This window comes from Bacillus thuringiensis (assembly GCF_001182785.1).
Classification (GTDB): Bacteria; Bacillota; Bacilli; order Bacillales; family Bacillaceae_G; genus Bacillus_A; species Bacillus_A thuringiensis_S.
In genome coordinates this window covers 4,663,897-4,686,542 of the sequence record NZ_CP012099.1, presented here as the reverse complement: position 1 = coordinate 4,686,542, position 22,646 = coordinate 4,663,897, and the positions used below count along the sequence as shown (strand labels likewise).

The following is a 22,646-nucleotide window of genomic DNA, read 5'->3' as shown; positions in this document are numbered from 1 at the left end:
TGCTGGATAAGGGTCGTTTATAGAAAAGAGCACTCTACTTTAAGTAGAGTGCTCTTTATTATCCCGCATTAACGGGCAGTAAGATCCCACCTCAAAATGCAGCGAAAGCAAAGAAGTTAGTTTGGTGATCAACTGCCCGTAAAAGCCCGATTGGTGAGGGCTGATAATCAGTGGGGGATGAACACCCCCCACTGATTAAAGTTTCACTTTATCATTTTTTAGGTGTTAATCCTAATTTCTTTAAAATATCTACCAGTGTACCGCTTTTTGATTTTTCTACAGGTGTTTGTGATTTAGATGCATCTGGCCCTTTTTTCAAGAAGTTCTTTTCAACGAAGCGAATATCTTTTTCGTCGACAATACCATCTTTATTAAGATCTCCGTCTTTTACAGTTAGTCCTTTTTTACCGTAGTTGCTAGCGATAATTTCACCATCTTTAATATCGATTACTTTATCACCATTTACATCGCCGGCAAGGTTTTCGTCAGGTCTTGCATAATAATATTGGCCAAGCAGCTTACCGTCTTTTTCAGTACCAAGTTTCGTTGTTAGGCGGCTTGTTAAATGTCCTGGCACTTCTACATATAAGTTGTAGTCGCGTTTATTAACTGGAAGTCCATTGAGTTTGAAGTATCCGTATTTATCTAGTGAGCCTTCAAACTTATGACGGTAAGAATCAGTTGCATATACTTTTACGCCAAGCTTTGTATAATCAAACTTTTCATCTAAATATCCACGTTCATTTAAGAATGCACCAGGTTTAATATTTCCTTCTACTAGTGAATTTAAGGACATAACTGAGAATGTTTGATCTTGAAGTACACGCATTCTATTTGGTTCTGATTCACCTTGTTTCCAGTAAACAAAAATTGGTGACTCTAATTGAGCATTTGCTTCATAAAATTCATCATTTTCTACTTTGAAAGTTACATCAATGAACGGGAAATCACCATCTAATCCAGCAAAGTTTTTGTCATCGATAGCGCCGCCAACTGTAACCGAACCTGCCTCTAGTTTCGGTTCATTTACTTTTGCGGTTACTCCTTTTTCGGAAAGTAGCTTTTCAAAAGCAGGATTAAATTTCGCATTTGCAAATTTGAAGTTCTTCTCTAGGAAGTTTACATTAAATTGCCCAGCAACAAATTGTTTTACGTGTTTTGCGTTTAGTGTTACTGTGAACTCGTCATTTTTATATAATTCTTTTTTATCGTAACTAGCTTTCGCATATTGAGCACCTTGCGGGATAAACCAGTAGTTATTTACACCGCTTGGATAGTCAGCTCCTGCAGTTGCATAATCGAAAATATATACGCCTGTGTTCATTGGACCTTCCGTTCTGAAGGAGTCAGGTGTAATGCCAACTTTAAAATCGCCATTTGCATTAATCGGTAAAAACTTATGCAAGTATGGAGAATAGTCATAGTACATAACGCCATTCGCTTCTTGCGTAATGTTTAATCCTTTTCCTTTTAAGTAGTCAACATTTGAATCGTATACATTTCCTTTAATCCATAGTGCTTTTTTGCCATCTTCTACTGTATAATTTTCTTCATTTAACTCGTAAATACCAGGTTTTAATCCAATTAGTTTCACTTCTGGTGGGGTATTATCAATTACAACATAATCACCTTTTACACGTGCTTTCCCAGCCTTATCATAACCGACAAACTCAATTGTGTAGTCTCCTTCTGGTAAGCTGATTTTCTCATCACCAATTGGTTTTGCAGGATCATTTGTAAAAGGATACACTTTTCCATTAAAGAACGAGTCTAAGTAGTAATACACATCAGTTTTTAGTCCACTTGTGTTTAATGTTCCAATGAAGCCGAGAGCTTTATCTGTTTTGGAATCTTTTACGATAAGATCTAACGTTTCAAGTTCGCTGTTTAATTGGAATGCCCCGTGAACATACGATTCACCGTATGGATTAAATTTAGATGTATCAGTTGAAATTGCTTTTCTTGATAGTATTGCATTTTCAATACCGGGCTCTGATACACGAATAGAGAATGGGATTTGATATGTTTCTTCTTTATTTTTCGTGTTCGTAATATGAATATATCCTTCATATCGGCCTTGTTTTACACCGGCTGGAACATTAATTTTTGCTTCAATTTCATCTGTTTTGCCAGCATCAAGAGTAATTGTTTCTGGAGCAGAGACTTTTACACCGTTTGCGACAGCATCGTTAATAGTAGGCGAAGCTGGTGTATAAGAAATTTCTGTTTTAAATTCTTTTTTCTCTTGTTTATTATGATTAGTTACTTTTATATTTCGTTTTTGTTCAAGAGCTTCACCGTCTTTTTGATAAAACTTACCGAATGCAATAGATCCAGTTTCTTCGGGCACTTCAATTACTTCATCATTTACAACAGTTTGTGTCGTATCTAATACTTTAAAGCTTGTTTCTGTACGAACGGCGTTGTAAGCATCTACTCGCCCAGCTCCAACTTCATAGACCGAATATTTTTCTTTTAAATCATCAGCTGTGTTCATAAGAGACGCTTTTACATCGAACGGAGAGTAGTCTGGGTGTTCTTGTAAAATTAGAGCGGCAACACCAGCGATATGAGGGGAAGCCATAGATGTTCCTTGCATACGCTCATAGGAAACAGCATAGTTTTCACCCTCTTGCGGGTCGTTAATATATTCAGGAACTGTTGAAAGGACAGCAACACCAGGCGCTGTAATATCAGGCTTAATATCATCATTTGCTGTAACAGGACCGCGTGAGCTAAAGTCTGCAAGATGATCGCCTTCTGTTTGAATGTAATTAATTTCATCGAAAGTTAAGGATGTGCTACCTTGTTCAATTTGAGCTTTTAGTTTTTCACCGTCTTCTTTCGTTAGGCGGAATGCTGGAATGTATTTTGTGCTTTCACCAACGTAGAAAGGAATTTCTCCATCCACGTTGTTATAAATAATAACAGCCTTTGCACCTGCTTGTTTTGCGTTAGCAATTTTTTCATCAAATGAGGTTGTACCACGTGCAACGAGAGCGATTTTTCCTTTTACATCTTTTTTACTAAACTCGTCAGGCGTACCGATTCCTACAGATTCAATAGGTAAAGTTTGTCCCTTAAAATCTTCTATTTTATCAGTGAAGTTTTTGCCGAACAAAATTAAGTTAGGGAATTGTAATTGTCCAGCATGACCTGATAGTTTCGGTAAGGAAATAGAGCTATCACTGGCTCCAACCGTAATAGCAAATGGCGAAGCACCTGGTGATCCGAGTGTTGATGGATTCGGTCCAGAGTTACCAGCAGCAACGACTGTAACAACGCCTGAAAGCATCGCGTTATTAACAGCAATAGATGTTGGATCAAGTGGATTGTTGCTATCATCACCTAACGATAAGTTAATAACGTTCATACCGTCAGAAATAGATTTATCAATTGCAGCTATAATACCTGAACTATCTCCACTTCCGTATGGACCGAGTACACGATAGTTATACAGTTCAATGTCAGGTGCAACACCTTTTACTGCTGAATCAGATTGGTTCTTCTTTTGAGCAGAAACGATACCTGCTACGTGAGTGCCGTGGGCTGTGTAGAAGGAAGAACCACGGTTATCAAATTCAGGAGCACCAGATTGTTGCCATTCTGAATAAGTAGTTTCCATTGGATCTGCATCATTATTAATAAAGTCCCAACCCTTTACTGAATTTGGATCTACTTTGCTAGAGTCCTCACCAGATTTTGCGCGATAGCCTTTATATACGTCCTTTAAGTCAGGGTGATTGTAATCAATACCTGTATCTAATACACCAACTTTAATTCCTTTTCCAGTAATGCCCTCGCTATGTAACTTATCCACTCCAATTTGCGGAATGCTATCTGTTAGTTTTTGAGGTGCTTTCTGCTCTGCTTGTTTTGGTAAATTTAATTTCACTTCGTAATCTTTCCAAATACGTTTTACAACACCAATTCGTAACAACTCTTCAACTGTATTTGCTGGTAATGTCATTGCAACACCATTTATCGCATGCTTATAAGAACGTTTAATTTGTACAGACTGGAAGTTTCCTGATTTTACTGATGGGCTGAATTGATAAAGACGTTTTAATCCTTTTTCGAATTCTTCATGTTCTTGATCAATACGTGCTTTTATATTTTCAGGAGCAGATTGTAATCCTTTTTCTTTTTGTTTTAATTCATTAATCTTTACTGGAGCAGTTTGAAATTCTACAATGATATTTACAGGCTCAGAACTACTCGTATTAATATCTGGTGAAATTGTAAAACCAGGGTTGGCATCTACCGTTTGTAATGCCAGGCGTTGTTCTTTAGAAAGCTTCGATAATATAGAATGAGCATTTGAAGATTCAATTTGGTTAATAGGACTTTCAGCAAGTACATTGAACGGAATGGCAGTTGAAAACAGAACGCCAGCTGTTACAATTCCAGTAACAAAACGATTTTTCTTTTTCATTTATAGGCCTCCGGTAATTTATATTTTTAAAAATTATTTCTCCACACCTGCTGTTTGCTCAGCATGGAAAGTCCAGTTTAGCTGCAGGGAATCACCTTGAAATTTATTTTGATCTTGGTCGTTATCTTCAAATGAGAAGAGAACGTGTAAGTAATCTGTTTCACCAGATTTAATACCATCTATTAAGTTATGACGTTCTAGAGACGTAGCGACATCTTCAGGTTTCATAGTTTTTAATTTTGATAGTTTTGTTTCCCACAAAATCTCATGATCATCGTTTGGATTAGATGGCTGTCCATCATTCACTAGAAACTTGACGATAATGTGATCACCTAAATCTTCACCGTCATTATTTTGCTTTGCATCTGTAACTTCATATGATGTTTCAAGTGCTACTTTTGCGATATCTAATGTACCTTTATTTTCAAGCTTGAAGTTCCTTTCAATAAAATCACCTGGTTTTAAATCTTTCACATTAACGATTACACTTGGATTAAGAGAAAGATCTAGTGTTCCAGCTTGAAATGAGTTACTCGATGTTTCTGAATCACTGAAATAGGCGAATACACCTCCGAATGTAAGGGATAAACCAAGTGAAGCGGTGACAACTCCCATTCCTACTTTTTGTTTTAATGACATAAGAAAGCCCCCTAGTTAAATTTTTATAGCAATCGTTCGCAACAAGGATAAATAAGTAAACATAGTAGTCCGCTATGAATTATAGTTACGAAAGATCGTAGTTCTTTATTGAGAACAAGTATATGCTTATGAATTTCGCATTTCAATAAAATTGTGACAAAAAATGTTGAGAAACATTTTTTTATGACAGATTATTTTGTTTTGATTTTGATTGGAAAATAGCATGAAAAATAGGGTAAACCTAATAAAATAAAGGTTGAGAAAAAATAATAGACAGAAATATAGAAGAATAATAAAGCGTTTTCAATGAATATTCGTCAAAATTCGATATTTTACACGGAAATGTGAAGAAAAACTAACATTTTTAAGAAAAAAACGAATATTTTTTATAAATTAACAAGGATATTGCAGTTTTTCGCAGAAATAGTTAAAGTATAAAAAATTCTGTCATCTAAGTGAGGTGAGCATATTGAGTGTAATAAATTGTGAAGAAGTGAAACGAGATGAGTTTCATACAGAAAAGTACTATGAAAGTTATAACATCTTTGGTGCACATGTTGTGACGGAAGGTGAGATTCAAGGGGTACGGTTTACAGTGTGGGCTCCTCATGCGAAAGCAATGAGTGTTGTTGGAGATTTTAATGAGTGGGATTATGAGCAACATAAGATGCTACAAGTGACAGAAGAAGGCATTTGGTCCTTATTTATACCGCATATTGAAGAAGGAGAAATATATAAATATGCGATTGAAACGTTGGCTGGTGACGTCATTTTAAAGGCAGATCCGTATGCTGTATATGCAGAAGTAAGACCGAATACGGCATCTGTAGTTTTTGATATAAAAGGATATGAATGGAATGATAAAAACTGGAATCGTAAGAAAAAGAAAAAATCGATTTATAAAGAAGCGATGACAGTTTATGAATTACATTTTGGTTCTTGGAAAAAGAAAGAAGATGGAACGCTGTACTCTTACAGGGAAATGGTTGAAGAGCTCATCCCGTATGTGGTGGAACATCAATTTACACATATTGAAATTATGCCGCTTGTTGAGCATCCATATGATCGTTCTTGGGGATACCAAGGAACGGGATATTATGCCGCGACGAGTAGATTTGGTACGCCGCATGATTTAATGCATTTTGTCGACGAATGTCATAAATATGGAATCGGTGTCATTTTAGATTGGGTGCCGGGGCATTTTTGTAAAGATGCTCACGGTTTATATTTGTTTGATAGCACACCGACCTATGAATATAAAGATAAAGATGTACAAGAAAATCCAGTATGGGGAACTGTCAATTTTGATTTAGGGAAGAGAGAGGTACGTAATTTCTTAATTTCAAATGCGTTATTTTGGATGAGATATTTCCATATTGATGGTTTCAGAGTAGATGCAGTTGCGAACATGTTGTACTGGAATAAAGAAGGACAAGAGCAAAGTAATGAGCATGCTGTTTCATTTTTAAGAGAGTTAAATGAAGCAGTGTTTGCAGAGGATGAAGATTTTCTTATGACGGCAGAAGATTCAACAGCTTGGCCACTTGTAACAACTCCAACGTATGAAGGTGGGCTTGGATTCAATTACAAATGGAACATGGGCTGGATGAATGACGTGCTGAAATATATGGAGTGTGCGCCTGAATATAGGAAACACATTCATGAGAAAATGACGTTTTCTTTACTATATGCGTACTCTGAAAACTTCATATTACCACTTTCTCATGATGAAGTCGTTCATGGGAAAAAGTCGTTATTAAATAAAATGCCAGGTGATTACTGGGATAAGTTTGCTCAGCTTCGTTTATTATATGGATATTTCTTTACTCACCCAGGAAAGAAGTTACTTTTCATGGGAGGAGAATTCGGACAGTTTGATGAGTGGAAAGACCTTGAAGATTTAGATTGGAATTTACATGATTTTGAAATGCATCGTTATATGCATGATTACTTTAATGAGCTCATAGCATTGTATAAGCGCTCAAAACCACTTTGGCAGCTTGACCATTCACCTGAAGGTTTTCAGTGGATTGATGCTAATAATAATGAGCAAAGTATTTTCTCTTTTATCCGCCAAGGGGATAAACAAGAAGATGCGTTAGTTGTCGTATGTAATTTTACGAAATCTACATATGAAAACTATAAAGTAGGTGTACCAGATTTCGAGTATTATAACGAGATTTTAAACAGTGATGCTGAGCAATATGGCGGTTCGGGGCAAGTGAATAAGAAACGTCTTAAGACGATTCTAGAACCGTACCATAATCAAGCAGCACATGTAGAGATTACAATTCCACCATTTGGCGTATCCATATTACGACCAGTGAAGACGAGAAAGGGGAGCAAAAAACAAGATGGCTCAAAAACAAAAGTGCGTAGCAATGTTACTAGCAGGGGGAAAAGGTAGTCGTTTAAGTGCATTAACAAAAAATTTAGCCAAGCCAGCTGTTCCATTTGGTGGTAAATATCGCATTATTGATTTTACGCTAAGTAACTGTGCGAATTCTGGTATTGAAACGGTTGGGATTTTAACACAATATCAACCACTTGAACTTCATAATTATATCGGAATCGGAAATGCGTGGGATTTAGACCGAGTAAACGGTGGGGTCACAGTATTACCTCCTTATGCGGAGTCTTCAGGGGTTAAGTGGTATACAGGTACGGCAAGTGCCATTTATCAAAATTTAAACTATTTAAGTCAGTATGAACCGGAGTATGTTCTTATTTTATCAGGCGACCATATTTATAAAATGGATTACAGTAAGATGCTAGATTACCATATTGAGAAAGAATCGGACGTATCCATCTCTGTTATTGAAGTACCTTGGGATGAAGCGAGTCGCTTTGGCATTATGAATACAAATGAAGAGATGGAGATTGTTGAGTTTGAAGAGAAACCACAATTTCCAAGAAGTAATCTTGCATCAATGGGAATCTATATTTTTAATTGGTCAATTTTGAAAGAGTATTTAGAGATGGATGCAAGAAATCCTGAATCTAGTAACGATTTTGGAAAAGACGTTCTTCCGCTTTTATTAGATGAAGGTAAGAAGTTGATGGCGTATCCGTTTGAAGGATATTGGAAAGATGTTGGAACGGTGAAGAGCTTATGGGAAGCGAATATGGATTTGCTTCGCGATGAAACATCACTGAATTTAAACGATCGTAATTGGCGTATTTACTCTGTCAATCCAAACGAACCGCCTCAATATATTGCTGAAAAGGCAAAAGTAGAAGAATCGCTTATTAACGAAGGGTGCGTCATTGAAGGGGACGTGAAGCATTCTGTGTTATTCCAAGGAGTGACGGTGGAAGAAGGAAGTATGGTGATTGATTCTGTCGTTATGCCAGGGGCTAAGATTGGTAAAAATGTTGTGATTGAAAGAGCGATCGTTGGATCAGAAATGGTTATCGAAGATGGAACAATCATTCGTCCAGAAAAGAATGTTGACGATGTAGTATTAATTGCTGAAGGGAAATAGAAAAGGGGGATGAAATGAATGGGAGAAAAAATGTTAGGAATTATTAATGCAACGGGAAGTTTTCCTTCCTTAAAGAAAGTAACAGGGCATCGTTCACTAGCGGCGTTACCGTTTGGGGGCCGTTATCGACTCATTGATTTCATGCTTTCAAATATGGTGAATTCTAGTATTCATAGTGTGGCAGTTTTTACAAGCCATAAAAACCGTTCGTTAATGGACCATGTCGGTTCAGGGAAACAGTGGGATTTAGATAGAAAACGAGACGGACTATTTTTATTCCCGCCAAACTGCCAATGTGACCAAGATGAGTTTGGGTCTTTTGCACACTTTAGAAGACATATTGATTATTTTCTAAGAAGCAGAGAAGAGTACGTTGTTATTACGAATAGCCATCTTGTAACAGCATTAAATTTTCAAGCGGTGTTAGAGCGACATATACATACGGCAGCTGATATTACGGAAGTTTGCCATGAAGGGGTTTCGCTTCAAACATACGTGTTAAAGAAACAATTATTATTAGATTTATTTGAGACATATAAAGATGTGGAGCAATACAGTTTATTTGATGTAGTGAGAGAAAAACGCGGGAAATCATTACACATTGCTACATATGAACATACTGGATATGTAGCAATTATTGATTCGATCGAAAGTTACTATAAACATAGCTTAGAAATTTTGCAACCTGCTATTTGGAAGCAATTATTTAAGAAAGAAGCACCGATCTTTACGAAAGTAAAAGATGAGCCACCAACTCGTTATCTAAAGGGTGCAGTCGTGAAAAATACAATGATTGCAAATGGCAGTATTATTGAAGGGGAAGTAGAAAACAGTGTTATTTCCCGTTCAGTTAAAATCGGAAAAGGTTCAATTATTCGTAACAGTATTATTATGCAAAAGAGCCAAATTGGAGATAACTGTATAATAGACGGTGTTATTATTGATAAAGACGTGAAAATTGGCGACGGTGTCGTATTAAAAGGAAACATCGATGAGCCGTATGTTGTAGAAAAAGGAAGCGTACAAAACAGTACGATTAATAGTTATTCCTAAAGAATCAGTGGGGGCTTTTTCCCTCACTGATTAAAGTTTTAATTTAAATGAAAACTCGAAGGGAGGAAGCTGCAAGAGGAGTAATAAAAACTTTTCGCGCAGTGGGACAACAAGTGAATATTTTATTTGCAGTATCAGAATGTGTACCGTTTGTGAAATCGGGAGGATTAGCTGATGTAGCGGGTGCGCTCCCAAAAGAGCTGAAAAAATTAGGAGTGGACGTTCGTATTATACTTCCGAATTATAGCCTCATTCCGCAAAAGTTAAGAGATGGATGTACGTTACATAAAGTAATTAACGTCCCGCTTGGGTGGAGAAATCAATATTGTGGAATTTTAAAAGGTGAGCAAGACGGAATTACGTATTACTTAATAGATAATGAATATTATTTTAAGAGAGATTCTCTGTATGGTCATTATGATGACGGGGAGCGTTTTTCTTATTTCTCAAAAGCAGTGTTAGAGTGTATTCCACATCTTGATTTTGAAGTGGATGTTCTTCATAGCCACGATTGGCATACGGCTATGGTTAATTTCTTACTTCGTGAAAAGTATCAAGATAACCCGTTATATGAGCGTATTAAAACGGTATATACGATTCACAACTTGCAGTTCCAAGGCGTATTTCCTCCTGAAGTGATGTACGACTTGTTAGAGCTTGGTGATGAATATTTTCATAGTGAGCAGCTAGAGTTTTATGGAAACATAAACTTTATGAAAGGCGGTATTATCGCTTCGGATCAAATTACAGCGGTGAGCCCGACGTATAAAGAAGAAATTCAATATGAATTTTTCGGTGAGAAGTTAGATGGATTACTGCGAAAATATAATGATAAGCTTAGCGGCATTGTAAATGGTATTGATACGAGCGTATATAATCCAGAAACGGATTCGTATATTAAGGCTCAGTATGATGCAGAGTCATTATATGAAAAGAGTGAAAATAAACGCGCTTTGCAGCGTTATTTTGGTTTGCCAGAAAAAGAGGATACACCAATTATTTCAATGGTAACGAGATTAACGAAGCAAAAAGGTCTTGATTTAGTACGCACTGTATTCCGCGAAATAATGGAAGAAGATGTACAATGTATTATTTTAGGCTCAGGTGATTCGGAATATGAGCAATTCTTTGAGTGGATGGCATATGAGTATCCAGAGAAGGTAAAAGTTTATATCGGATTTAATGAAGAATTAGCGCACCAAGTGTATGCGGGAAGCGATTTGTTTTTAATGCCATCGCTGTTTGAACCGTGTGGACTTGGACAACTTATCGCATTAGCGTACGGTACGATTCCAATTGTAAGAGAAACAGGTGGATTAAACGATACGGTACATTCTTATGATGAAGAAACAGGCGAAGGAAATGGTTTCAGTTTCACGAACTTTAATGCACATGACATGCTGCATACGGTTCACCGTGCAATTGAATTTTATCACGATAAACCAGTGTGGGAGCAACTTGTAAAACAAGCGATGACTGAAGATTATAGCTGGGAGCAATCGGCTCTTGCTTATAAGGAATTGTATAAAAGTCTCATGGAATAACATGTAGGTGGTGAAAAAATGTTTACTCATGTTGAAAGTTTTAAATCAACTTTTCTAGAAAAGTTAGAGACGATGTATGGGAAAAGTTTCAAAGATTCTACAACTCGTGATCAATATAATACGCTCGGCCATATGGTACGTGAGTATATGAATAGTCAATGGATTGCAACGAATGAGAGTTATCGATCCGGAGAGCAAAAGCAAATGTATTACTTGTCTATTGAGTTTTTGCTTGGACGTTTGCTTGGAAGTAACATCTTGAATTTAGGTATTAGAGATGTTTGCGAGCAGGGTTTATCTGAACTAGGGATTTCGTTGCAAGAGTTAGAAGAAGTGGAAGCAGATGCAGGCCTTGGTAATGGTGGCCTTGGACGCTTAGCGGCCTGTTTTCTTGATTCACTTGCATCTTTAAACTTACCAGGACACGGCTGTGGAATTCGTTATAAACATGGGTTGTTTGATCAGAAAATTGTTGATGGTTATCAAGTTGAATTTCCAGAACAGTGGCTTCTTCATGAAAACGTATGGGAAGTAAGAAGGCATGATCAAGCTGTGGAAGTAAGTTATTTCGGCAGTGTTGAACCGCTAGAAATTGACGGGCGTTTAGAGTTTAGGCATACAAACGCAGAAGTCATTATGGCAGTGCCATATGATGTGCCGGTAGTAGGCTATGAGACGAGTACTGTAAATACACTTAGACTTTGGAATGCTGAACCAGTTCCTTTCCCGCAAAACTGCAAAGATATTTTGAAATATAAGCGCGAAACAGAGGCTGTGTCGGAGTTTTTATATCCAGATGATACGCATGATGAGGGGAAAATACTTCGTTTAAAACAACAGTATTTCCTCGTATCAGCAAGTTTACAAAATATCGTCCGAATGCATAGAGAAAGATATGGTGACCTTCGTCAACTACATGAAAAAATTGCGATTCATATTAACGATACACATCCGGTTTTAGCAATTCCAGAACTGATGCGTATTTTACTAGACGAAGAAAAGTTAACATGGGAAGAAGCTTGGCACATAACGACGCAGACGATTTCTTATACGAATCATACGACGTTATCAGAAGCGCTCGAAAAGTGGCCAATTCACATTTTTAAACCGTTATTACCGAGAATTTATATGATTATTGAAGAGATTAATGAACGTTTCTGTCATGAACTTTGGGAACGTTATCCTTATGAATGGCATCGCATTGAAGACATGGCAATTATTGCGCATGATCTTGTGAAAATGGCTCATTTAGCAATTGTCGGTAGCCATAGCGTAAACGGTGTAGCAAAAATTCATACGGAAATATTAAAACAGCGGGAAATGCGATTGTTTTATGAATTTTATCCAGATAAGTTTAATAATAAGACGAATGGAATTGCTCATAGGCGCTGGCTTATGAAAGCAAATCCACAGCTAACAAATCTCATTTCAGAGGCGATTGGAACAGAGTGGAAGAAAGAACCAATTAAGCTTCAATCGTTGCAAACAGTTCAATATGATGCTAGTTTCCAAGAGAAATTTGCAGAGGTAAAACAAGAGCGTAAAGAGATTTTAGCGGAGCGCATTCATAATACAATGGGGATTACGATTGATCCAAATTCTATTTTTGATGTGCAAGTGAAAAGATTACATGCTTACAAACGACAATTATTAAATGTTCTTCATATTTTATATTTGTATAACCGTTTGAAAGAGGATGCTAGTTTTACATTTTATCCGCGTACTTTTATTTTTGGAGCGAAAGCATCACCTGGCTATTATTACGCGAAAAAAATTATTAAATTAATAAATGAACTCGCAAGAAAAGTAAATAATGACCCGTACGTCAGTCAATATATGAAAGTTATCTTTCTAGAAAACTACCGAGTTTCTTTAGCGGAAGATATATTCCCGGCAGCGGATGTAAGTGAACAAATTTCAACGGCGAGTAAAGAAGCATCGGGAACAGGTAATATGAAATTTATGATGAATGGTGCAATTACACTCGGAACGCTAGACGGAGCTAACATTGAAATAAAAGACCGGGTCGGTGATGATAACTGTTTCATTTTCGGCTTAACAGCGGAAGAGGTTCTTCATTACTATCAAAATGGTGGATATCGTGCAAGTGATTATTATCACCACAATAGGCACATTAAAAAAGTAGTTGATCAATTAACAAATGGTTTCTTTGCACAATCGGGAGCTGAATTTGAAGCGATTTACGATTCTCTTGTTATTCAAAATGATGAATATTTCGTTCTGCGAGATTTTGGCCCATATGCTGAAAGACAAGAAGCTGTCGGTAGAGCTTATGAGAACCGAACAAAGTGGCTAGAAATGTCGATTTTAAATATTGCACAGTCTGGTCATTTTGCGAGTGATCGAACGATTTTGCAGTACAGCAATGAAATTTGGGGTATTGGTAATGCAGTTAAACAGTTTTAAAGAAGTTGCTATATTGGGAGATATATTATCGATTTACCAACAAAAATGGATATTAATAAATAAAACGGGCTTAATAAAATTAAGCTCGTTTTATTTATTTTGCTTAAGAAAGAAATGGAACAGTGGTATATATGATACCTGCCCCATCATACTCTCCTGTCGCAAAGTATGAAAATGTAAAGAAACCTGTGACCGTAAAAATTACAATAAGAAAAAGTGTGAAGATAAATTTTAACATGTAAGGTCCCCTCATCCAAAAATAACTTCATAGAGTATTATAGTATACGAATATTTTATTTCCAATTGTTTACTGGTTAAAAATGAGAAGTCAGACATGTTTTGTATGTTGTAATGGAATGATTATTTGTAATGGATTTTGTGTTTTTTGTAAATGTCATATTGTGATGAACGTGTGCATACTCCCAATCATGATCATTGAAATTTATGTTTCGGGGAGGGAGAAGTGGAACGACATCGAACAAGTTGACGAAACGAAAACTACTAGCTACTTGTAGTTTATAATAATTTCGAAAAGCGATATCTCCTACTTTTGGAGAAGCAAATGTATAAAGTCCATATTGCGCGAAGGCAGTATTTATACGCGCATCTAATATGTGTAATGTGGCAAGCGCGCCACCTAGACTATGCCCAGTAGCTAGCAGTTTTTTATGTGCTGGCAATGATACGAGCATATCCATAATAGAATCACGGCAAGACTCATAAATAGAGAGAAATCCGTGATGGACATTTCCGCCATTTAAAGCATAAGGATAAGGTTTTTGATTGACGAGAGAGTCAATAATCCAATCTGGGTCTGTTTGAGTGCCCCTAAAGGCAACGATAATTGTATCCTCAGATTCTAATATAAACCCGAACCATTCTGTTGTTTGAATGGCCTTTCCTTGAAAACCTTGTACATATTGAAAACCATCTGGTATTTCGAAAATACCATTTTGTTTATATTGTTCATACGTTAACTCACAACAAGAAGCTAACAGTATGGCAGTGTCTTTATCAAAGGATAAAGGAGTACGCATTAAGGAAGCCCTCCTTAAGAAAAGGTATAGTTTAATATATGCAGTGAGGAACTTGATTCATGCTTTTGGAGGAGGGAAGTAGCTTGTATTGCTTATCTAAATCAGTGGAGGAAATTATATAGACTTATCGACGAATAATGTCAAAATAAAACAGTGCCTGATAAGGGCACTGTTTACTCTTTTCCATCTTAAGGAATCGACTTTTTTAGTTATTCTTAATGAACTAACGCATGCGTTAGTTACATAAGTAAGAGGTTTGAAAAAATAGCCTGTATATATTTGAACGATGAATTACCTATTTTCTTTTGTTTGTTCGCATTATATACCGAAAATTTCGGGAAACGAAACGTATTATTTATCTGTTTGTTTTTGCTTTTTTTTCAAATACTCCGCACGCAATTGTTCAAGTTGCTGCTTTTTATCAAATTTGGCAGGCTTCTGTTTTTCATGAAACTTTGCCACAGCTACCTGACTTTTGGAATCCAATTGATATTTTCCCACTTTGTTCACCTACTTTTCTTGTCTTTAAAGAGAATCTATTCAACAAATATAATATACCTTATTTTACTGAAGTAAACCTTATTACTTTATTTCATCTGCTTTTTCTCGTTTGTAGACGTAAATTAAAACACCCTTTCACTTCATTACTGCAAGCAAGGGTGTTTTAATTGTAGTATTTTATTAGTCGATGGCTATGCCCGCATAAGGGCCCTTTTTACTCTTTCCCATCCAATAAACGACCAAGTCCACCTAATACACTACCTTCACCAGTACTTTGCGCTGCTGGGCTTGTAAGGCGTGCTGCTAATCGGCTAAGTGTTAAGGACTGAATCCAAACTGTTCCAGGACCTTCTAATGTTGCGAAGAATAAACCCTCACCGCCAAATAGAGCTGTTTTTACTTTTCCAACGAACTCGATATCATAGTTAATATCTTTTGTCATGGCAACGAGACAACCTGTATCAATGCGAAGTTTCTCACCAGGTTTTAATTCACGTTTATATACAGTTCCGCCTGCGTGCATGAAAGCAAGGCCGTCACCTTCAAGTTTCTGCATGATAAAACCTTCACCGCCGAAGAAACCAGTTCCTATTTTTTTCGTAAATTCAATTCCGATAGAAACCCCTTTTGCGGCACAAAGAAAGGCATCTTTTTGACAAACTATTTTTCCTTGATATTCTGTTAAATCTACAGGAATAATTTTACCAGGATAAGGAGCAGCAAATGAGACGTGGCGTTTGCCGTGACCTGTATTTGTAAATACAGTCATAAACATACTTTCGCCTGTAACGAGACGTTTACCAGCGCCCATTAATTTGCCGAATAAACCGTTAGATGGGCCAGAACCGTCACCAAAGATTGTTTCCATTTCAATGTAATCTTCCATCATCATCATTGCGCCAGCTTCTGCGACAACGCTTTCTTTTGGATCTAATTCAATTTCAACAAACTGCATATCATCGCCATATAACTTATACTCGATTTCATGTGCTTGCATTTTTTCACCTCATAAATATGTAGTAATTATATTGTACAGAAGTTAAAAGAATTAGAGTACTGTATTTTTGTTAATTTTTGAATAAAAATAGAATGAAAATTTAAGGTTATACTAGGATTATAAAAAATGATGTAATGAAAGTGTTCTCATTTGACGTTTTCGATATAGCATGATATAGTGAAAGCACTATTGAGCTACATAATGTGGTACGGAAATAAAGCACGTTGTATTAAAGGCTGTAAGCTTGTTATACATTCATGTCCTTTATATCCACCTTTTCATGTGGATTCATAGTTTCATTTTTATTTAGGAGGTACATGACATGCAAACAGGTAAAGTTAAATGGTTTAACGGCGAAAAAGGTTTTGGCTTCATCGAAGTTGAAGGCGGAGAAGACGTATTCGTACATTTCTCAGCTATCCAAGGCGACGGCTTCAAAACTTTAGAAGAAGGTCAAGAAGTTTCTTTCGAAATCGTTGAAGGAAACCGCGGACCACAAGCAGCTAACGTTACAAAAAACTAATTAGCTAGCGATAAAAAGCATTCCGATTTTCGGAATGCTTTTTTTTATTCTTTGGAACTAGATTCATTTGAAGATAATTCGCCCTTAAAGGTACGCTCTTCAAAGTCATCAAGCATTTGTTCATATTCTTCATGTTCCTCTGTGGCGAAAACTTGTGGATTTTTCCCGTACATATCCGTGCCGATGAAGTTTTCGAAATCCTCTACGTATCCCACATTTTCCTCGCTATTTATATACATGCCATTATAGTTTTTTGAATCTTGTCTTTCTAAATCAGACGGTGTTTCAGACGTTCCGTAATTTGCGACGTCTTGCCATGCATCTTCCGCGTCATACTCGACAGAATAGTCTTCATCGTGCTTATGGAAAGAAGGGGACAATACTTCTTCTTCAACTGGACGCGTATCCATATTTAATTTATTTGTCGCGTGCTGAACGCATGTTGTAGCAGTAGGCATTGCTTCTAATCTTTCGAATGGAATCTCCACGCCAGATACTTCACAAATGCCGTACGTACCAGCTTCAATTTTTTGCAGAGCATGTTTTGTATCATCTAGTTGTTTATGCCAAAATTCGATGAGTCCGAAATCCTTTTCTCGTTCGTATAATTCTGTAGCCATATCACCTGGATGGTTGTCATAGCTAGACAGTTCTCCTACTGAATCACGTTCAGAAGCACGATCTGTATTTTCATGAGTCTGTATCGTTTGTTCCAGTTCTTGTTTTTGTTTTTCTAAAATGGATTTAAATTGACCTATTTGTTGTGGAGTTAACATAGTCGTCCACCTTCCTACAATTCAGTTTCTTTACATAGTATGAGCGTTGAGAGTAGGAATTATGAGATGAATTTCAGATATGAAAAAGGAGCCGCATAAGCAGCTCCTTTTATAGAAAGTATCCAAGTAATAATCCGATTCCCATTAGGAAACCGAAGATTGTATTTGTTTTTGCTGTTGCAATCATCGCAGGTACCATTTCCATTGGAATGCTTTTGCCGATAAAGCCTTTTGTCGCTTTAAATGCTTTCGGTGCACTTAAAAATACGATAAGCATCCATGGTGATACGATGCCCACGATAATTAAAGCAATTGTCCAAATGTAGGAAACGATGAACATCGAAGCAAGTACACCAACAGCTCTTTCCCGTCCAACGAGAATTGCTAACGTTTTACGACCGTTTTCTTTATCGCCATCCAAGTCACGAATATTATTAGCTAGTAAAATGGCACCAATTAAAATGGAGCTTGGAATAGATAGTAAAATGACCTCTGATGTTACAGTGCCAGTTTGAATAAAGAATGAAATCCCAATAATAATGACACCCATAAATAATCCGGCTGTCAATTCTCCAAATGGTGTATATGCAATTGGAAGTGGGCCACCTGTATAAAGGTAAGCAACGGCCATACAAACAAGACCGATTGCAGCAAGCCACCAGCTAGAATTTATACAAATATAAACACCTAATAGTATTGCGATGCCGAAAAATCCAAATGCTAAGTTAAGCACTGTTTTTGGCTGAATGCCATCGCGAACGATAGCGCCGCCAATACCAACTGAACCTTCGTGATCGAGTCCTCTTTTATAATCAAAGTATTCATTAAACATGTTTGTTGCTGCTTGAATGAGAAGACAAGCAAGAAGCATCATAAGGAAAAGAGGAAGATGTATTTGATTTATACCTCCGACCTGCATCGAATATGCTGTTCCGATGAAAACAGGAACGAAAGCGGCTGTTAATGTATGGGGACGTAGTAAACTCCACCAGATGCGCCAGCCTGTTTGCTTACTTGGCTTTGGCGCCGTAGGAGAGGAATTCGTTTTGACGTTCATTTCCATGTTGAATCCTCCTTTGGTCACATATTGTACAAAACTAAGTGTAGAAAAAGCATCATTTAGTGTCAACGTTTATTTTCTAGGAAGAGAAGGTGAATTTCTCAGAAATGCTAAACGTTGACAGGCCTTTCGTTTGAGGTGTATCTTAAAATCAAGCGTAATTATGACTATTTTTCGCCCATAGGGGGGAGACAATTGTGATTCAAACGAAACAAAAAGGCTTGCAAGAAGTTCTTATTGCAGCCATAAAGCGTGCAACTAACGAAAAAACATTGGTTAGTTTTGTAAAACAAATAGACTGGGTGGATCCGCTTCTGTTCTATGCAGCAGGAAAGAGGATTTCATTCGAAAATAGATGTTATTTTGCAGACCCGGCTCAGCATGTAATATTGGCAGGAATTGGCTCTGTTTTCACTATAGCAAATTCTTCTCATAAGCGCTTTCAAACTGCTCGTGACGAGTGGGAGAAAGTAAAAGAGAATGCATTTCTCCAAAGAGATGAATATGAATTTGGAACGGGTCCGCTTTTATTTGGTGGTTTTTCATTTGATCCAGAAAAAGAGAAAACGGACCTATGGAAAGAATTTAAGGATACGACATTTTCACTACCAGCATTTTTATTAACTGTAAAAAATGAAAAAGCATGGTTAACGATGAATACATTTGTTTCAGCAACAGATTGTGCAGAAACTCTTTATAACGAAATGATTTCTTTAGAAGAGAAAATTTTGGGAGAGAGTAAATGTGCGCTAAACGGATCGAAATTAACTGTTATTTCTAAAGTAGAAGTGGATCCGAAAGGCTGGATGAAAGCAATTGAAAAAGTACAAGATGAGATGAAGCAGGGTAACGTACAGAAGGTTGTATTAGCGAGGGAGCTAAAAGTAGAAATGGAGCATCATATTGATTCTGCACTCGTTTTAGAAGCACTTCGCATAGGGCAACCCGATTGTTACGTATTTTCTTTTGATTATAAAGGAGCATGCTTCTTAGGAGCGACGCCAGAGAGGTTAATTCGCAAAGAAGATGAGAAGTTTACTTCGATGTGTCTTGCTGGTTCAACTGGTCATGGTCATTCTATAGAAGACAGTGAACGAAATAGTAATGAGCTTCTTCATGATGAAAAGAATTTAGCTGAACATGGTTATGTTGTTAACATGATTCGCTCCGTACTAAATGAACATTGCGAATACGTTAATATTCCGGAAAGCCCAGGCTTATTAACAACGAAAAACTTAATTCACTTATATACGCCTGTAGAAGCAAAAGGCGATGCGAGTCTTTTAACAATGGTAGAAGAATTACATCCAACACCAGCTCTTGGCGGGACACCTCGTTTGGCAGCGATGAAACTGATTCGTGATGTTGAATTGTTAGACAGAGGATTGTATGGTGCACCGATTGGCTGGATAGATGATGAAGGAAATGGTGAATTTGCGGTTGCACTGCGCTGCGGATTATTAAACGGCGAGAAAGCATCCTTATTTGCCGGTTGTGGTATTGTAATTGATTCAATCCCGCAGCTTGAATATGAAGAAACAAGTTTGAAGTTTAGACCGATGCTTGGTGCTTTGGAGGAATTAATGAAATGAACAATCATATAGAAGCATTATCATATTATTTAGGCGCGTTCGTGGATGAACTGACGCGTCTAGATGTATGTGATGTTGTCATTAGTCCAGGCTCACGGTCAACGCCGATTGCTTTACTAATGGAACAACATGAAGGAATGAACACATATTTACATGTAGATGAAAGATCAGCAGGATTTTTCGCGCTCGGTATTGCGAAAGCGAAGAAACGCCCAGTAGCATTATTGTGTACGTCAGGAACAGCAGCAGCTAATTACTATCCAGCTGTATGTGAAGCTTTTCATTCAAGGGTCCCGCTTATCGTCTTAACAGCGGATAGACCGCATGAATTAAGAGATGTAGGTGCACCACAAGCAATGAATCAATTTAATTTATACGGTACTTTTGTGAAGCAATTTACAGAGATGGCACTGCCAGAAGCGAGTGAAACGATGTATCATTACGCTCGTATGACGACGCAGCGCATAGTAGCAAGTGCTTGTTTAGCGCCGCAGGGTCCTGTTCACCTTAATTTTCCAGTTCGCGAACCACTTATCCCTGATTTCTCACTAGAAAGCTTATGGGATAAAGGACGTAGTGAATATACAGGAGTAGTTCAGCAAGGAAACGTGACGATGCCGAGTGAATATGTAGATTCTCTTGTAGGGCGCCTTTCACATATGGAAAAGGGGCTTATTATTTGTGGTGATGATAGTCATTCGGAAATTGCAATGTTTGCCACAGAATTAGCTGGAAAAACTGGCTATCCTATATTAGCAGACCCACTTTCTAATATTCGTAGCGGACACCACGATAAAACGATGGTAATTGACTGTTACGATACATTTTTACGAAATGAACAGTTAAAAGAAACGTGGAAACCGGACGTTTTAATTCGCTTTGGTGGTATGCCTGTTTCTAAATCATTAACGCAGTTCATAAAAAAACAAACGAAAGCAGTTCATATCGTTGTCGATGAATCAGGACAATGGAGAGATCCAGCTCTTGTTGCGACAGAAGTTGTGCAAGCAAGTGACATTGAATTCTGCAAGGCAGTAATAGAAAAAATGCCAGTTATGAAGAAGAATGATTGGTTCGTAATGTGGCAACATATAAACGAAAAAACGAAGGAAACGCTTCGTGAAATAGAAACATATGATACTGCATTTGAAGGAAAGGTTATTACGGATATTGTACGCGTATTACCAGAAGGAGCAACATTATTTGCGAGCAATAGTATGCCAATTCGTGATACAGATTCATTCTTCTTCAAATCGGATAAAAACATTCAAGTGATGGCAAATCGTGGTGTAAATGGTATTGATGGAATTATTTCGACAGCTTTAGGAGCGAGTATTATTTGTAATCCGCTCGTATTAGTTATCGGTGATTTATCGTTTTATCATGATTTAAATGGACTGTTAGCAGCGAAATTACATGAATTAAACATAACAATTGTCGTTGTAAATAATGACGGCGGGGGGATTTTCTCATTCTTACCGCAATATGAGAAAAAGGAACATTTCGAATCATTATTTGGAACACCAATTGGCCTTGATTATGAGCATGTTGTCAAAATGTACGGTGGTTCATTTAGCCGTGTAAATGGTTGGGAAAACTTCCGAGAAGAGGTACAAAAAGGAACGACTGCAAAAGGTTTACACGTTGTGGAAATTTGTACAAACCGTGATGGAAACTTAACGTTGCACCGTACATTATGGGCAAAAACGATGGACGTAATTACTACATCTTTGCAAGGTGAATCAAAATGAAAGTAACGCTGCAAGGTGTATCGTATGAATATGAAGTAGTCGGGAGCGGGGAACCACTTCTACTTCTTCATGGTTTTACGGGAAGCATGGAAACGTGGCGTTCTTTTATCCCTTCATGGAGCGAGCAGTTTCAAGTTATTGTAGTAGATCTTGTTGGACACGGAAAGACCGAGAGTCCTGAAGATGTTGCGCATTATGATATCCGAAATGTGGCATTGCAAATGAAAGAGCTACTAGACTATCTTCATATTGAAAAAGCGCACATACTCGGCTATTCGATGGGCGGTAGACTGGCGATTACGATGGCATGTTTATATCCGGAGTATGTACATTCTCTTTTATTAGAAAATTGTACAGCTGGGCTCGAAAATGAAGAGGATAGAAAAGAACGTCGTGAAAAAGATGAGCGACTTGCTAATAAAATTGAGCGAGAAGGCGTTCAAAGTTTTGTTTCTATGTGGGAAAATATTCCGCTTTTTGAAACGCAAAAACGTTTAGCAGAAAACGTACAAGAAGCGGTGCGAAAAGAACGGCTTGCTAACAATCCAAAAGGACTTGCAAATAGCTTGCGCGGCATGGGAACAGGGGCTCAGCCTTCATGGTGGGATGAGCTACACAACTTGAAAATGCCTGTTCTTTTAATGAACGGAGAATATGATGAAAAGTTCTTTCGCATATTAAAAAACATCGAAAAATGCGTGTCTGATGCGAAAATTGTCAAAATTCATGGTGCTGGCCATGCAATTCATGTGGAACAACCGGAAAAGTTTGATACAATAGTAAAGGGATTTCTAAAAACTATGCAGTGATGCTTTTTTCAGCAAGA

17 protein-coding genes are annotated in these 22,646 nt (G+C 37.4%); 9 read left to right on the top strand and 8 right to left on the bottom strand.

The genetic code is table 11. From position 1 onward, the window contains the following. Nucleotides 1–211: 211 nt before the first annotated feature. Together AC241_RS24200 and AC241_RS24195 are read right to left on the bottom strand one after the other, a co-directional pair. The gene (locus AC241_RS24200; protein ID WP_050844636.1) at nt 212–4,435 is read right to left on the bottom strand and encodes a S8 family serine peptidase; all 4,224 of its coding nucleotides are present in this window, start codon (nt 4,433–4,435) and stop codon (nt 212–214) included. Between the two features lie 33 nt (nt 4,436–4,468). Continuing rightward, nucleotides 4,469–5,074, bottom strand: coding sequence for a CalY family protein (locus tag AC241_RS24195; protein ID WP_000053936.1), 606 nt, complete (start codon nt 5,072–5,074; stop codon nt 4,469–4,471). 469 nt (nt 5,075–5,543) lie between these two features. Here AC241_RS24195 and glgB point away from each other — a divergent pair, with 469 nt between their 5' ends. The 5 genes from glgB to glgP all read left to right on the top strand — a co-directional run bounded on the left by glgB (nt 5,544) and on the right by glgP (nt 13,583). Continuing rightward, the gene (glgB, locus tag AC241_RS24190) at nt 5,544–7,481 is read left to right on the top strand and encodes a 1,4-alpha-glucan branching protein GlgB (protein WP_050844635.1); all 1,938 of its coding nucleotides are present in this window, start codon (nt 5,544–5,546) and stop codon (nt 7,479–7,481) included. Continuing rightward, nucleotides 7,429–8,559 (top strand): glucose-1-phosphate adenylyltransferase, encoded by a 1,131-nt coding sequence (gene glgC, locus AC241_RS24185; RefSeq protein ID WP_000057604.1) that lies wholly within the window; start codon nt 7,429–7,431, stop codon nt 8,557–8,559. Before glgB ends, glgC begins: the two co-directional genes overlap by 53 nt. A gap of 18 nt (nt 8,560–8,577) precedes the next feature. After that, nucleotides 8,578–9,612 (top strand): glucose-1-phosphate adenylyltransferase subunit GlgD, encoded by a 1,035-nt coding sequence (glgD, locus tag AC241_RS24180; RefSeq protein WP_016079899.1) that lies wholly within the window; start codon nt 8,578–8,580, stop codon nt 9,610–9,612. Between the two features lie 113 nt (nt 9,613–9,725). Next, nucleotides 9,726–11,156 carry a glycogen synthase GlgA gene (gene glgA, locus AC241_RS24175; RefSeq protein WP_029948456.1) on the top strand — a complete coding sequence of 477 codons (1,431 nt, stop codon included), beginning with the start codon at nt 9,726–9,728 and terminating at the stop codon, nt 11,154–11,156. A gap of 18 nt (nt 11,157–11,174) precedes the next feature. After that, complete coding sequence (gene glgP, locus AC241_RS24170) at nt 11,175–13,583, top strand: glycogen phosphorylase (RefSeq protein ID WP_000494103.1); 2,409 nt, start codon at nt 11,175–11,177, stop codon at nt 13,581–13,583. Nucleotides 13,584–13,686: 103 nt separating this feature from the next. On the opposite strand, the gene AC241_RS35730 is transcribed toward glgP, so the two are convergent. The 4 genes from AC241_RS35730 to AC241_RS24150 all read right to left on the bottom strand — a co-directional run bounded on the left by AC241_RS35730 (nt 13,687) and on the right by AC241_RS24150 (nt 16,118). After that, nucleotides 13,687–13,821, bottom strand: coding sequence for a hypothetical protein (locus tag AC241_RS35730; protein WP_016079902.1), 135 nt, complete (start codon nt 13,819–13,821; stop codon nt 13,687–13,689). A 76-nt stretch (nt 13,822–13,897) separates the two neighbouring features. Next, a complete protein-coding gene (locus tag AC241_RS24160; protein WP_043935178.1) occupies nt 13,898–14,620 on the bottom strand; it encodes a lipase family protein in 723 nt (240 codons plus the stop codon). Between the two features lie 351 nt (nt 14,621–14,971). Continuing rightward, nucleotides 14,972–15,121, bottom strand: a complete 150-nt coding sequence (locus AC241_RS34905) for a hypothetical protein (RefSeq protein WP_000521642.1) — start codon at nt 15,119–15,121, stop codon at nt 14,972–14,974. Between the two features lie 214 nt (nt 15,122–15,335). Next, on the bottom strand, nt 15,336–16,118 hold the full coding sequence (locus AC241_RS24150; protein ID WP_001147844.1) for a TIGR00266 family protein: 783 nt from the start codon (nt 16,116–16,118) through the stop codon (nt 15,336–15,338). Nucleotides 16,119–16,440: 322 nt separating this feature from the next. On the opposite strand from AC241_RS24150, the gene cspD reads away from it, so the two are divergent. Continuing rightward, entirely contained in the window at nt 16,441–16,641 is a 201-nt protein-coding gene (cspD, locus tag AC241_RS24145; protein WP_001193052.1) for a cold-shock protein CspD, read from the top strand. 44 nt (nt 16,642–16,685) lie between these two features. Here the strand turns inward: cspD and AC241_RS24140 are convergent, their stop codons facing one another. Then, nucleotides 16,686–17,417 (bottom strand): yteA family sporulation protein, encoded by a 732-nt coding sequence (locus AC241_RS24140; protein WP_043935180.1) that lies wholly within the window; start codon nt 17,415–17,417, stop codon nt 16,686–16,688. Between the two features lie 109 nt (nt 17,418–17,526). Then, entirely contained in the window at nt 17,527–18,480 is a 954-nt protein-coding gene (locus AC241_RS24135) for a 1,4-dihydroxy-2-naphthoate polyprenyltransferase (RefSeq protein WP_000425766.1), read from the bottom strand. 194 nt (nt 18,481–18,674) lie between these two features. On the opposite strand from AC241_RS24135, the gene AC241_RS24130 reads away from it, so the two are divergent. Genes AC241_RS24130 through menH form a run of 3 tightly spaced genes read left to right on the top strand, consistent with a single transcriptional unit; the run spans nt 18,675 to nt 22,629 of the window. Continuing rightward, the gene (locus AC241_RS24130) at nt 18,675–20,069 is read left to right on the top strand and encodes an isochorismate synthase (protein ID WP_050844634.1); all 1,395 of its coding nucleotides are present in this window, start codon (nt 18,675–18,677) and stop codon (nt 20,067–20,069) included. Further along, complete coding sequence (gene menD, locus AC241_RS24125; protein WP_050844633.1) at nt 20,066–21,820, top strand: 2-succinyl-5-enolpyruvyl-6-hydroxy-3-cyclohexene-1-carboxylic-acid synthase; 1,755 nt, start codon at nt 20,066–20,068, stop codon at nt 21,818–21,820. Before AC241_RS24130 ends, menD begins: the two co-directional genes overlap by 4 nt. Further along, nucleotides 21,817–22,629, top strand: coding sequence for a 2-succinyl-6-hydroxy-2,4-cyclohexadiene-1-carboxylate synthase (menH, locus tag AC241_RS24120; RefSeq protein ID WP_048564349.1), 813 nt, complete (start codon nt 21,817–21,819; stop codon nt 22,627–22,629). The genes menD and menH overlap by 4 nt, the downstream gene beginning before the upstream one ends. Nucleotides 22,630–22,646: the final 17 nt, after the last annotated feature.

What these genes read in the sequence shown, in the direction of transcription:
- AC241_RS24200 (WP_050844636.1), bottom strand. Translation starts at nt 4,435, where the DNA reads ATGAAAAAGAAAAATCGTTTTGTTACTGGAATTGTAACAGCTGGCGTT.
- AC241_RS24195 (WP_000053936.1), bottom strand. Translation starts at nt 5,074, where the DNA reads ATGTCATTAAAACAAAAAGTAGGAATGGGAGTTGTCACCGCTTCACTT.
- glgC (WP_000057604.1), top strand. Translation starts at nt 7,429, where the DNA reads ATGGCTCAAAAACAAAAGTGCGTAGCAATGTTACTAGCAGGGGGAAAA.
- glgD (WP_016079899.1), top strand. Translation starts at nt 8,578, where the DNA reads ATGGGAGAAAAAATGTTAGGAATTATTAATGCAACGGGAAGTTTTCCT.
- glgP (WP_000494103.1), top strand. Translation starts at nt 11,175, where the DNA reads ATGTTTACTCATGTTGAAAGTTTTAAATCAACTTTTCTAGAAAAGTTA.
- AC241_RS35730 (WP_016079902.1), bottom strand. Translation starts at nt 13,821, where the DNA reads ATGTTAAAATTTATCTTCACACTTTTTCTTATTGTAATTTTTACGGTC.
- AC241_RS24160 (WP_043935178.1), bottom strand. Translation starts at nt 14,620, where the DNA reads ATGCGTACTCCTTTATCCTTTGATAAAGACACTGCCATACTGTTAGCT.
- AC241_RS24150 (WP_001147844.1), bottom strand. Translation starts at nt 16,118, where the DNA reads ATGCAAGCACATGAAATCGAGTATAAGTTATATGGCGATGATATGCAG.
- cspD (WP_001193052.1), top strand. Translation starts at nt 16,441, where the DNA reads ATGCAAACAGGTAAAGTTAAATGGTTTAACGGCGAAAAAGGTTTTGGC.
- AC241_RS24140 (WP_043935180.1), bottom strand. Translation starts at nt 17,417, where the DNA reads ATGTTAACTCCACAACAAATAGGTCAATTTAAATCCATTTTAGAAAAA.
- AC241_RS24135 (WP_000425766.1), bottom strand. Translation starts at nt 18,480, where the DNA reads ATGGAAATGAACGTCAAAACGAATTCCTCTCCTACGGCGCCAAAGCCA.
- menD (WP_050844633.1), top strand. Translation starts at nt 20,066, where the DNA reads ATGAACAATCATATAGAAGCATTATCATATTATTTAGGCGCGTTCGTG.
- menH (WP_048564349.1), top strand. Translation starts at nt 21,817, where the DNA reads ATGAAAGTAACGCTGCAAGGTGTATCGTATGAATATGAAGTAGTCGGG.